Annotated in this window: 12 protein-coding genes; 7 read left to right on the top strand and 5 right to left on the bottom strand. The window is 70.2% G+C overall.

Going from position 1 to position 11,690, the window contains the following annotated elements; genetic code table 11:
• From D7V97_RS31365 to D7V97_RS31355, 3 genes are all read right to left on the bottom strand, one after another.
• Positions 1-525, bottom strand: a 525-nt coding sequence (locus tag D7V97_RS31365; RefSeq protein WP_120614302.1) for a hypothetical protein, incomplete at its 3' end; no start/stop codon positions are given.
• A gap of 98 nt (positions 526-623) precedes the next feature.
• Positions 624-923: a hypothetical protein gene (locus D7V97_RS31360; RefSeq protein ID WP_368668975.1), complete on the bottom strand. Its 300-nt coding sequence runs from the start codon at positions 921-923 to the stop codon at positions 624-626.
• Between the two features lie 157 nt (positions 924-1,080).
• Positions 1,081-1,551 (bottom strand): hypothetical protein, encoded by a 471-nt coding sequence (locus D7V97_RS31355; RefSeq protein WP_233583342.1) that lies wholly within the window; start codon positions 1,549-1,551, stop codon positions 1,081-1,083.
• Positions 1,552-1,851: 300 nt separating this feature from the next.
• Here D7V97_RS31355 and D7V97_RS31350 point away from each other — a divergent pair, with 300 nt between their 5' ends.
• The 6 genes from D7V97_RS31350 to secF all read left to right on the top strand — a co-directional run bounded on the left by D7V97_RS31350 (position 1,852) and on the right by secF (position 8,785).
• Positions 1,852-2,958, top strand: a complete 1,107-nt coding sequence (locus tag D7V97_RS31350; RefSeq protein ID WP_120614301.1) for a SpoIID/LytB domain-containing protein — start codon at positions 1,852-1,854, stop codon at positions 2,956-2,958.
• 63 nt (positions 2,959-3,021) lie between these two features.
• A complete protein-coding gene (queA, locus tag D7V97_RS31345; protein ID WP_120614300.1) occupies positions 3,022-4,110 on the top strand; it encodes a tRNA preQ1(34) S-adenosylmethionine ribosyltransferase-isomerase QueA in 1,089 nt (362 codons plus the stop codon).
• A gap of 5 nt (positions 4,111-4,115) precedes the next feature.
• Positions 4,116-5,312 (top strand): tRNA guanosine(34) transglycosylase Tgt, encoded by a 1,197-nt coding sequence (gene tgt, locus D7V97_RS31340; RefSeq protein ID WP_120614299.1) that lies wholly within the window; start codon positions 4,116-4,118, stop codon positions 5,310-5,312.
• Between the two features lie 159 nt (positions 5,313-5,471).
• Positions 5,472-5,822 (top strand): preprotein translocase subunit YajC, encoded by a 351-nt coding sequence (yajC, locus tag D7V97_RS31335; protein ID WP_120614298.1) that lies wholly within the window; start codon positions 5,472-5,474, stop codon positions 5,820-5,822.
• On the top strand, positions 5,822-7,594 hold the full coding sequence (gene secD / locus D7V97_RS31330) for a protein translocase subunit SecD (RefSeq protein ID WP_120614297.1): 1,773 nt from the start codon (positions 5,822-5,824) through the stop codon (positions 7,592-7,594). The genes yajC and secD overlap by 1 nt, the downstream gene beginning before the upstream one ends.
• Before the next feature lie 27 nt (positions 7,595-7,621).
• Entirely contained in the window at positions 7,622-8,785 is a 1,164-nt protein-coding gene (gene secF, locus D7V97_RS31325) for a protein translocase subunit SecF (RefSeq protein WP_120614296.1), read from the top strand.
• 66 nt (positions 8,786-8,851) lie between these two features.
• Here secF and D7V97_RS31320 read toward each other — a convergent pair whose 3' ends face one another.
• Positions 8,852-9,436, bottom strand: coding sequence for a hypothetical protein (locus tag D7V97_RS31320; protein WP_120614295.1), 585 nt, complete (start codon positions 9,434-9,436; stop codon positions 8,852-8,854).
• 170 nt (positions 9,437-9,606) lie between these two features.
• On the opposite strand from D7V97_RS31320, the gene recJ reads away from it, so the two are divergent.
• Entirely contained in the window at positions 9,607-11,322 is a 1,716-nt protein-coding gene (recJ, locus tag D7V97_RS31315; RefSeq protein WP_120614294.1) for a single-stranded-DNA-specific exonuclease RecJ, read from the top strand.
• A 43-nt stretch (positions 11,323-11,365) separates the two neighbouring features.
• Here recJ and D7V97_RS31310 read toward each other — a convergent pair whose 3' ends face one another.
• Positions 11,366-11,611 (bottom strand): YHS domain-containing protein, encoded by a 246-nt coding sequence (locus D7V97_RS31310; RefSeq protein WP_120614293.1) that lies wholly within the window; start codon positions 11,609-11,611, stop codon positions 11,366-11,368.
• Positions 11,612-11,690 lie beyond the last annotated feature (79 nt).

The raw sequence follows: 11,690 nt of genomic DNA, 5'->3' as shown, positions 1-11,690 counted from the left end.
GGTTTCCATCGTCGCGATGTCCACGGCGGGCGCGGACTCCAGGTTCGAGTCGACGTCGACCGAGACCTCCGCTCCCTCCTCGGCTTCCAGCTCCACCGGGTCCGCGTCGCTGAAGCCCTGCTGGATGTGGACCTCTCCGTCGCCGGCGGCGCGCTTCTTCTCCTCGGCGGCCTTGTCGGCCTTGGCCTTGTCCTCGAGCCGCTTGGACTCGTTGGCGGCGCGCGAGTTGTCGTCCGGCGTCATCCTCGCCGTGTAGCCGGCGTACTCCTTCGCGGAGACGCCGTGCTTCTCCATGACCTTGGCCGCCTCCTGCTGCTGATCCCGGATGGCCTGGCCGCGCTCCGCGTTGCTCATCTCCGACGGCTTCCGGTTGCCGTACGCCGCGTCCACCTTCGCCTGGGCCGCGGACTCGTCACGGCGGATGGCCGCCACCTTCTCCGGCGACAGGCCTTCCTCTTCCGCGAGGACGGGGGGCGCCAGGACGAGCGACGCGGCAGCGAGGAACAGCGGGAGGCGGGTGGTCATGGGGAGGCTCCTCAAAGTCGCGCCCATCATAGGCATGGAGCCCGAGGGGACGCATGGGTGAGCGTCTGCTGGCGGGTGCTTCTGTTCCGTCTTCCAGGTCAGCCGCCCTGACACCGCGCACAGCCGTCGCCCGCGCCCGCGCACTGCTCCCTGGCGCTCGCGCAGCGCGGTGGCAGGTCGTCGCGGTCCGCGTTCCGGTCCACGAGGCCACAGAGCTGCTCCGCCGTGGCGCAGGTCTTCGCGGAGACGTCGCACTGTTCCGCGCAGTCCAGGTCGTCTTCCTGCTCGCGGGCCCGGAGTTCTTCGAGGCGCGCCGCGGCGCCGTCGATGGCCGCGTCGTCGTCCCCGGCCACCCGGGCGTCCACGTGCTTCGCACAGCCCGTCAGCCCGATTCCCACGACGAGGATGGCCCACCATGACCCGGTTGCCCGCATGCCCTACCCATATCGCGTCCGCTCCGGGCTCCGTCCAGTCACCCTGACGCACGGGAAGGGCCCGCCAACGGTTCCTGGGCCCTGGGGGCGGGGAAGGAGGGATGCTTCGGCCCTGCTCGCTCTAGCGACGCTCCGGGGAGCGCATGCGGCGTTCGGGCCTGGGGTCCGGTTCGGGCGGCCGGGTCCAGTACAGCCAGGCCGTCAGTGCCAGGAGCGCCGCCACGGCCAGGCGACGCAGCCACTCCTCGCGGGCCCGTCCCGGGGAGTCCGCGTCCGCCTGCGCGGCCTGCGCGAGCGCGGTCTCCACCTGGGGACCCAGCTCCTGCAACCGCCGACACACCTGGGCCACGGGGGCGAGCGCCACCGGCACGGGGGCGGTGTCCTTGTCCATGGCCATGGACAGCATGCGCTCCCAGGCGGTGGCCTCCTCCGCTTCCTCGGGGGCCCTCGCGGGCTGGCCCACGTGCCGGGTCAGCGCGATGGCGGAGCGCAGCAGGAGCACCGAGAAGGCGTTGGTGGAGATTCCGTACCAGGTCGCGCACTCCGCGAGCGGACGGCGCTCCACGAGACGGCGGATCAGCACGGCGGCCATGCGCGGCTCCAGCGCGCGGAGGGCCGCGCCGAGGGCCTCGGTGGAAAGGCGGGAGGCATCAGGAACAGAGGCGGTCACGCGGTCGTCATTCTGCGGCATCCGCCGGAGGTTTTCGCGGTCCATGGCGGGCGATGGCGGACTGCCAGGGCTCCGGGCAGCGGTTGAGCGGTCCTCGGTACGTAGTGGACGCAGGCCCTCGTGGGGAGGTCCGGGCCCTGGGGCTGGGACCGGCTCCACCGCGTGTCCGGGCCTCTGGTCGATTTCTTGAGGCGGACCGCCATGCCCCTACACTGTTCAACCATGTTGCAACGTGTGGCACTGCTGCTGCTCCTGCTCGCGTCGTCGCGGGCGTTCGCCGTGGAGACGATGCGCATTGCCATGGACGACCCCGGTGACGAGGTCCGTGTGAGCGGGCGCGGCCTGGGCTTCGGGCCCGATGCCGAGGACGGGACCTTCGTTCCCATCGGCGCGGGACAGGCCATCGTGCGCCGCCGGGGCGGCCGGCTGGAGATCAACGGGGCTCCGGCGGTCGGGGAGGCCGTGCGCTTCCGCGGGGGGATGGAGTCCTTCGACGCGGGCGGGCCCGGCAACGAGCCCCTCAAGGCCGGCAGCTCGCAGGTGCGCGGCGACGTCGTCGTCCGGCTCTACCGCGACAGCCTCCAGCTCATCAACGTCATCCCCCTGGAGGACTACCTCGCCGCGGTGCTCGGCAGCGAGATGCCGGTGTCCTTCCCCCTGGAGGCCCTCAAGGCCCAGGCCGTCGCCGCCCGGACCTACGCCTTGCAGAAGAAGCTGGACTCCTACGGCGCCGCCTTCCACATGGGCAGCAGCGTGCTCCATCAGGTGTACGGCGGCGTCAACCGCGAGGACGCCAAGACGCGCGCCGCCGTCGAGGCCACTCGCGGCGAGGTGCTGACGTACGACCTGGCTCCCATCGAGGCCTACTTCCATGCCTCCTGCGGCGGCCACACCGAGTCCGGCCAGGACGCCCTCCAGCGGAACCTGCCGTACCTCAAGCCCGTGGACTGCCCCTGCGGCAAGCTGCCCGCGAGCCGCTGGTCGGCGACCCTCTCCGAGGGCGAGCTGCGCAAGGCCTTGAAGTCCTCCCCGGACGGCATGCGTGTCTCCGGCCGCACGCCCACGCACCGGGTCACCCGCGTGACGCTCTCCGATGGCACCCTGGTGGACGGGGTGCAGTTCCGCCGCAAGCTGGGCTACACGCGGCTCAAGAGCCTGGACTTCGACGTGACGTCCTCCAGCAAGGGCTACGTGTTCACCGGGCGCGGCTTCGGCCACGGCGCCGGGCTGTGCCAGTGGGGCGCCAAGGCCTTCGCCGACCAGGGCAAGACGTACCGGGAGATCCTCTCCCACTACTACCCGGGTGCCGAGTTCCAGCAGCTCTACTGACACCCGGCCTCCCATCCCGGACGGTTCCGCGAGGGCGCGGGGACTGCTACAAGCGCTGCCCCCGTGTCGTCCCTCCTCTCCGACTACGATTTCGAGCTCCCCGAGGCGCAGATCGCCCAGGCCCCGCTGCCCCACCGGGATGCGTCGCGCCTGATGGTCGTCAGCCGCGCCACCGGCGCCTGGAGCCACCAGCGCTTCACCGACCTGGGTGACCTGCTGCGCGAGGGCGACCTGCTCGTCCTCAACGACGCGCGCGTCATCCCCGCCCGCCTGCTGGGCCAGAAGGCCGGCACCGGCGGCCGCGTCGAGCTGCTGGTGGTCCGTCCCGCCGCCACCGCCACGCTGACGTCCGCCGCGCTCGGTGGCGCGCCGGAGTCGCTCGAGTGGATCTGCCTGGGGCAGGCGTCCAAGGGCCTCAAGCCCGGCCAGTCCGTCACCTTCGCCGGTGGCCTGTCCGCGGAGGTGCTGGAGGCCCTGGGCGGAGGCGAGTACCGGGTGCGCTTCCACGCGGCCCCGGGCGCCTCGCTCGCCTCGCTGCTGGACGCGGCCGGACGGCTGCCGCTGCCGCCCTACATCACCCGCGAGCCCGCAGCCGCGGACGCCGAGCGCTACCAGACCGTGTACGCCCGCGCGTCGGGCGCCGTGGCCGCGCCCACCGCCGGGCTGCACTTCACCGACGCCGTGTTCTCAAGCCTCGCGGCGCGGGGCATCTCCCGCGTGGAGGTGACGCTCGACGTGGGGCCCGGCACCTTCCTCCCCGTGCGCGAGGAGGTGCTGGACAAGCACCACATGCACCCGGAGCGCTTCACCGTGCCGGAGGCCACCGCCGCCGCCGTGAACGCCGCGAAGGCCGAAGGGCGCCGCGTGGTCGCCGTGGGCACCACCGTGGTGCGCACGCTGGAGTCCGCCACCGACCCCCAGACAGGCCGGCTGCGCCCCGGCCCCGGCGAGACGGCGATGTTCATCCGCCCCGGCTATGTCTTCCGCCAGGTGGACGTGCTCCTCACGAACTTCCACCTCCCGCGCTCCACGCTGGTGATGCTGGTGAGCGCGCTCCTGGGCCGTGAGCGCACGCTCGCCGCGTACCAGGAGGCCGTGCGCGCGGGCTACCGGTTCTTCAGTTACGGCGATGCCATGTTGGTGAAGGAGTGAGTGCCGTGGTGGACGAGCAACGCGATGAGCAGCGCAAGGAGAAGGGCGATACCCGCGTGCCCCCGGGGCTGGTGCGCTTCGAGCTGCTGCACGAGGACACCGGCACCAAGGCGCGCCGCGGCCGGCTGCACACACCCCACGGCCCCATCGAGACGCCCATCTTCATGCCCGTGGGCACCGTGGGCAGCGTCAAGGGCGTGGGCCCCGACGACCTCTTCAACCTGGATGCGCAGATCATCCTGGGCAACACCTACCACCTGATGCTCCGCCCCGGAGAGCCGCTCATCAGCGAGATGGGCGGCCTGCACCGCTTCATCTCCTGGGACCGCCCCATGCTCACCGACAGCGGCGGCTTCCAGGTGTTCAGCCTGTCGGAGAAGCGGAAGATCACGGAAGAAGGAGCCGCGTTCCAGTCACACCTGGACGGCTCCCGGCACTCGCTGTCCCCGGAGCGCTCCATCGCCATCCAGGAGACGCTGGGCGCGGACGTCATCATGGCGTTCGACGAGTGCCCCCCGTCCACCGAGGACCGGCCCTACCTGGAGAAGTCCCTGGCCCGCACCACGCGCTGGCTGCACCGGTGCGTGAAGGCCTGGAGCCGCGAGCGCTCGTCGCTGTTCGGCATCGTCCAGGGCGGCCTGCACGAGGACCTGCGCAAGCGCCACGCGGAGGAGATCTGCGCGGTGGACCTGCCCGGCTACGCGCTCGGCGGCTACTCCGTGGGCGAGGCCCCGGAGGCGATGCACGCGGGGGTGGCCTACTCCGCGCCGCTCCTGCCCCGGGACCGCCCGCGCTACCTGATGGGCGTGGGCACCCCGCTGGACCTGGTGACGTGCGTGGAGCAGGGCGTGGACATGTTCGACTGCGTGTTGCCTACACGGTGCGCGCGCAACGGCCTGCTCTTCACCTCGGAGGGCAAGCTCGTCATCCGCAACGCGGCCTACGCCAGGGACCCCCGGCCGGTGGACCCGGCGTGCTCCTGCTACACCTGCCGCACCTTCAGCCGGGCCTACCTGCGCCACCTGTTCGCGGCCGGGGAGATCCTCGCCATGCGCCTCAACACGCTGCACAACCTGCACTACTTCCTCACCCTGATGGCGGACGTGCGGCGCGCCATCGCCGAGGACCGGTTCGCGGCCTTTGCACGGGACTTCCGGGCGCGCTCACACGCCCAGGAGGCCGAGCGGACCCGTGGCCGGTGAGCGACCAACGGTTTACCGTGCTTCCGGCGTTCACTTGCTCACATGGGGCGCCCTTGCTAAGAGGCCACCCTTTCGGATGTTTTGCCCCCACCCGCACGCCGGGGGCGGGGCAAGGCGCATTTCTTTCCGAATCCTCCCTTCCAAACCACGAGGCAGTGAGTGGCTGACAGTTTCCTGATTCTCGCGCAGGCCGGGGCAGGTTCTCCCCTGGGGACCTTCGGCTTCCTCGCCGTGCTGGTGGCCATCATGTACTTCGTGATGATCCGCCCCCAACAGAAGCAGCTCAAGGAGCACCGCAACCTCATCGCGGGGCTGAAGAAGGGGGATGACGTCGTGACGTCGGGCGGCATCCTCGGGCGCATCCACCAGGTCGACGAGGGCACGGTGACCGTGGAAATCGCCAGTGGCGTGCGCGTGCGCGTGCTCAAGTCGGCTGTCAGTGCGAAGGGAACCGTTCCGGTGGCTGCGGCCCCGACGGCGACCTCCACCGAGAAGAAGGAGGAGAAGTAATGGACCGCGGCTGGTGGTGGAAGTTCGGATTGATTGTCGCGGTGACGCTGGGAACGATCTGGTTCCTCGTCCCGACGTACTACTCGCTGGTGGTGTTGGATCGCGCCGAGCGCAACAACATCGCCGTGCTGGAGAAGCGGCTGCCCGCGTGGGCGCCCCCCGCGAAGTACCGCCTCAACCTGGGGCTGGACCTGCAGGGCGGCATCCACATGGTGATGCGCGTGGACACCAAGACGGCCCTGCAGAAGCGCACCGAGCGCCGCGGGCAGCAGATCGCCACCTACGTCAACGACAAGAAGCTGGGCGAGGTGACGGCGGACACGGATCCGGAGCGGCTGCAGCTGTCCTTGACGGCCAAGGACCCGGCGACGATGGACGCCATCCAGAAGGAGGTCCTGGCCACCTTCACCGACTTCTCGCTGGAGTCGCGCGAGGGCGCCACGCTGGTGCTCAAGCCGGACGAGGGCCAGGTGAACCGCTTCCGTGACGAGGCCGTGGACCAGGCGATGCTCGTCATCCGCCGCCGCATCGACAAGTGGGGCGTGGCGGAAGTGGACGTGCGCAAGCTGGGCACCGACTCCATCCAGATCTCCCTGCCGGGCCGCAGCAACCCGGAGCAGGCCAAGGAGCTGGTGGGCACCACCGCGCAGCTGGAGTTCCGGATGGTGGATGACACCAACCCCCAGGTGTTCGCGCAGATGTTCGCGCAGAACCCGCCCCCGGCCGACAGCCAGATCACCCTCACCCAGGACGAGGGCTTCCCGCAGTTGTCCTCGCCCAACCGCGAGGCGCTGCTGGCGTACGCGAAGGACAAGGCGCCGGAAGGCCGTGACGTGCTCACCCAGTGCGTGGCCAACCCGGTGAAGAAGAACGACTGCATCTCGTACCGCAGCTACCTCGTGGACAAGGCCGTGCCGCTCACGGGCGAGAGCCTGGCGGGCGCGGACGCGTCGGTCAGCCAGATGAACGAGCCGGAGGTGAACATCGCCTTCGACCCGGCGGGCGCTCGCGAGTTCGAGAAGCTCACCGAGGCCAGCGTGGGCAAGCGCATGGCCATCGTGCTGGACGACAACGTTCACACCGCCCCGAACATCAACGAGAAGATTGGCGGAGGCCGCGCGCGCATCACCATGGGCCGCGCGGGCGCCCGCAGCTTCGAGGAGTGGCTGGGCGAGGCGCAGACGCTGGCGCTGGTGCTGAAGGCAGGCGCGCTGCCCGCGCCGGTGACGGTGGGCGAAATCCGTCAGGTGGGCGCGACGCTGGGCGACGAGCTCATCAAGAAGGGCAGCATGGCCGCGCTGGTGGGCCTGGCGCTCGTCATCGTCTTCATGGCCATCTACTACCGCAAGTCCGGCCTCATCGCGGACGTGGCGCTGCTGCTCAACGGCCTGCTCATCCTGGCGGGCCTGGCCTTCTTCAACGCCACGCTGACGCTGCCGGGCATCGCGGGCTTCGTGCTGACGCTGGGCATCGCGGTGGACGCGAACGTGCTCATCAACGAGCGCATCCGCGAGGAATTGAGCCACGGCAAGACGGCGCGCGCGGCGGTGGACCAGGGCTACGACCGCGCCTTCTGGACCATCTTCGACGCGCACGTGACGACGCTCATCGCGGGCTTCATCCTGTTCTTCACCGGAACGGGCCCGGTCCGCGGCTTCGCCACCACGCTCATCGTGGGTCTCTTGGCGTCGCTGTTCACGTCCATTGTCGTGACGCGCGTCATCACGACCTTCTTCGTCCACGGCCGCAATGCGCAGTCGGTGTCGGTCTAACCGACGCAGGCGCCACGGGAACCCGCCATGCAGATTCTCAAGCACAAGACGAACTTCGACTTCATCGGCAAGCGCAAGCCGGCCATCTTCATCTCCAGCCTCATCAACCTGGCCATCATCGTGGGCATCGCCGCGGTGGGGTTCAACTTCGGCGTGGACTTCGCCGGCGGCACGGTGGTGGAGCTGAAGTACAACACGCCCACCACCGCGGAGCAGGTGCGCGAGCGCGCGCAGGCCGGCGGTCTGCACGACGTCAGCGTGCAGGGCGTGGGCGCGGCGGAGGAGAACTCCTTCCTCTTGCGCATGGGCGGCGTCACGCAGCTCACCGCGGAGAACGCGGAGAGCGCCAAGAAGGCCATTCAGGGCCTGGGCGAGACGCGCAGTGTCTACGCGGACATGGCGAACGGCATCGTCAACTTCCGCTCCGCGCAGCCCATGGCCATCGACGCGGTGAAGAAGGCCGTGGAGGGCGCGGGCATTGGCGTGCAGGAGGTGCGTGACCTGGGCGCGAACAGCGGCGGCACGGGCTACGACTACCAGGTCGTCGCGAGCGGCATGGCGGACAAGGTGTTCGCCGCGCTGGGCGCCGGCATGGACAAGCCCAACTTCGAGCAGCGCCGCGTGGACTACGTGGGCCCGCAGGTGGGCAAGCAGCTGCGCAACCGCGGCGTCATGGCGCTGCTGTACTCCATGATCGCCATCCTCATCTACGTGGCGTTCCGGTTCGACTTCAAGTTCGGCCCCGGCGCGCTGCTCGCCATGGTCCACGACGTCATCATGGTCGCGGGCTACTACCTGGTGACCCAGCGCGAGTTCAACCTGACGTCCATCGCCGCGCTGCTCACCATCGTGGGCTACTCGGTGAACGACACCATCGTCATCTACGACCGCATCCGCGAGGACATGGTGAAGTACAAGGGCAAGCCGCTGGCGGAGATCATCAACATCGCCGTCAACGACACGCTGGGCCGCACCATCCTCACCTCCGGCGTGACGGCGCTGTCGCTCATCGGTCTGCTCATCTTCGGCGTCGGCGAAATCTTCGACTTCGCCATGGCGATGCTGGTGGGCATCCTGGTGGGCACGTACTCGTCGGTGTACATCGCCAGCCCGGTGGTCATCTGGCTGGACGAGCGCGCCGCGGCCCGCGATGCGCACCACGGCGCCAAGCAGCAGCCGAAGACGGCCTGAGCCGTCCGTCGCTCCTGACGTGACGAGGGCCCTCCTCCCCCTGCGGGAGCGAGGGCCCTTCGTTTTTCAGAAGCGCGCGCCCAACGTAAGCGAGGCGTCCATCAGCCCGCCGCCGCCGTTGTCCGTCGCGGTGAGGTCCGCGAAGTCCTGGTCGATGAGCACGCGGTACGTGCCGCGCACGCCGGCGGTGAGGCCCCCGGTGTTGAACTCCAGGCCCACCGCGAGCGGCACCTCCTCCATCAGGTCCGAGTCGTAGAGGCCCGCGCCCGCGCCGCGCACGTCCACGTAGGACATGCCCAGCCCCACGCCCGCGAAGGGACGCACCGTGGTGAGGAAGGGCGGCGACACCTTGATGAGCGCGCTGCCGCCGTTGCGCACCAGCGAGGGCCCGTCGAAGAGGCGGCTGTCGCTCACCTGGTTCTGCGAGCCCTCGTAGCCGACCTCGAAGCCGAGGAAGGTGGTGGGTTGCAGGTTGAGCGTCAGGCCCCAGAGCGGGCCCGTGCTGGACAGGTCTCCCAGGTCGCCCGTGTAGTCGCCCACGCCACCGCGCAGGAACACGTTCACGTCCCCCTGTTTCTTCTGCGCGAAGGCCGTGCCCGCGCACAGCACTCCGATGAGCAGGGCACCGCCCTGGATGGACCTGCGAAGCATATGGACCTCCCCGTCCGAGGATGTGCTTCCAAGCTGGCCACCGCGCACCCGCCGTGCAGGTTGGAGGCAGGAAGGCAGCCGAGCGCACGTCTGAACAACCGTACAGGAGGGAGAGGTGGGAGGACGGGTTGGACTGCCATGGTCGGACGTCTGAGGTACTGTCCTTCTCCATGCGGTGGTTGCTTCCAGACGTCGTTGAGCAGGAAGTGGGTTTGCTGGCGGGAGAGCTCTCGCTGCACCCGTTGGCGGCCAGGGTGTTGCTGCATCGCGGCTACCGCACGCCGGAGGCCGCCGCGGCCTTCCTGTCGGACCGGCTGGCGGACCTGCCGGACCCCTTCCGGATGAAGGGCATGACGGGCGCGGTGGAGCGCATCCTCCGCGCGCTGCGCCAGAAGGAGAAGGTGACGCTCTACGGGGACTACGACGTGGACGGCGTCAGCTCCACGTCGCTGATGTACCTGTTCCTGAAGGAGCTGGGCGCGCCCCCGGCCACGTACATCCCCCACCGGCTGGACGAGGGCTACGGGCTCAACCTGGGCGCGGTGGAGAAGATCGCCCAGGACGGTACGCGCCTGCTGGTGACGCTCGACTGCGGCATCACGTCCGTGGCGGAGATTGCCCGGGCGCGCGAGATGGGCCTGGACGTCGTCGTGGTGGACCACCACACGGTGCCGCCCACGCTGCCGCCCGCGGTGGCGGTGCTCAACCCGCACCAGCCCGGCTGCGAGTACCCCACAAAGGTGCTGTGCGCCGCGGGCGTGGCCTTCAACCTCTGCATGGGGCTGCGCAAGCGCTTGCGCGACGACGGCTTCTTCGCCACGCGCAAGGAGCCCAACCTCAAGGCGCTGATGGACCTGGTGGCGCTGGCCACCGTGGCGGATGTGGTGCCGCTCACCGGCGCCAACCGCATCCTCGTGGCGCACGGCCTCCAGGAGCTGTCCCAGGGCCGCCGCCCCGGCATCCGCGCGCTGAAGGAGGTGGCCGGGATGGAGCCGGACGCCGCCGTCACCGCGGGGCAGGTGGGCTTCCGCCTGGGGCCCCGCATCAACGCCGCCGGGCGCCTGCACGACGCGTCGCTGGGGCTCCAGCTCCTGTGCGCGGAGTCCGTGGAGTCCGCGCGCTCGCTGGCGCAGGTGTTGGACCGCGCGAACGCGGAGCGGCAGGGCATCGAGAGCGGCATCCTCACGCAGGCGCTGGCGCAGGCGGAGGAGCACCGGGACGCGCGCGGACTCGTGCTCTACGACGAGGGCTGGCACCCGGGCGTCATCGGCATCGTCGCGTCGCGCGTGGTGGAGCGCTACCACCGGCCCACGGTGATGGTGGGCGTGAAGGACGGGGTGGGGAAGGGCTCGGCGCGCAGCATCGAGGCGTTCCACCTGTACGACGCGCTCACCGGCTGTTCGGACCTGCTCATGCGCTACGGCGGCCACAAGCACGCCGCCGGCCTCACCGTGGACGCGAAGCAGCTGCCCGCCTTCCGCGAGGCCTTCGAGAAGATCGCCTTCCAGCGCCTGACGCCCGAGGACCTGATTCCTCGCTGCCGCGTGGACGCGGTGGTGAACCCCAGCGACCTGGATGCGTTGGCGGTGGAGTCGCTCCAGCGGCTGGGGCCCTTCGGTCAGGGCAACCCGGAGCCGGTGCTGGTGCTGCGGGGGCAGACGGCCCGCCCGCGCGTGCTGCCCGCGAAGTCCGGCGTCAGCGGCGCGGGGCACCTCAAGCTCGCGCTGCTGGACGCGCCGGAGCTGGATGCCATCGGCTTCGGCATGGCGGACCGCGTGTCGCTGGTGGAGGGGCCGGTGGACCTGGCGTTCCAGGCCGGCTTCGACACCTTCCGGGGCCAGCGCAAGCTGTCCCTGCGCCTCAAGGACATGCGTCAGGCGGCGTGAGGCCCCTGGAGGCCGTCCGTCCGCCTGGGCGCGGCGTGTTGCCCTACGCGAGCCCCCAGCGCACCCGGCCCGGCGACATCAGCGCGCCGGCCCGCGCCAGCTCGTTGAGGCGGAAGCGCTCCGCCTGGCGCTCGAAGGCGGTGCGGCAGTCCTCCGAGCAGAAGAAGTACCGGCGCTTCTTGTACTCCGACGACGGATGCTCGTCCGGAGCCTCCAGATGCCTGCCGCAGACCGGGTCCCACTGCTTGCCCGGTGCCTGCGCGTGTCCCTGTTCCTGAACGCCCTTCATCTTCCACCTCCGGCCAACGCCCCTGATTCTCCCCCACCCGGCGCGGATGTAAGCAGGGGGCATGCCAGCGGCCCATCTG

Source organism: Corallococcus sp. CA053C (assembly GCF_003611675.1).
Taxonomy (GTDB): Bacteria; Myxococcota; Myxococcia; order Myxococcales; family Myxococcaceae; genus Corallococcus.
The sequence above is the reverse complement of the archived record's forward strand: the minus strand, read 5'-3'. Positions and strand labels throughout refer to the sequence as shown.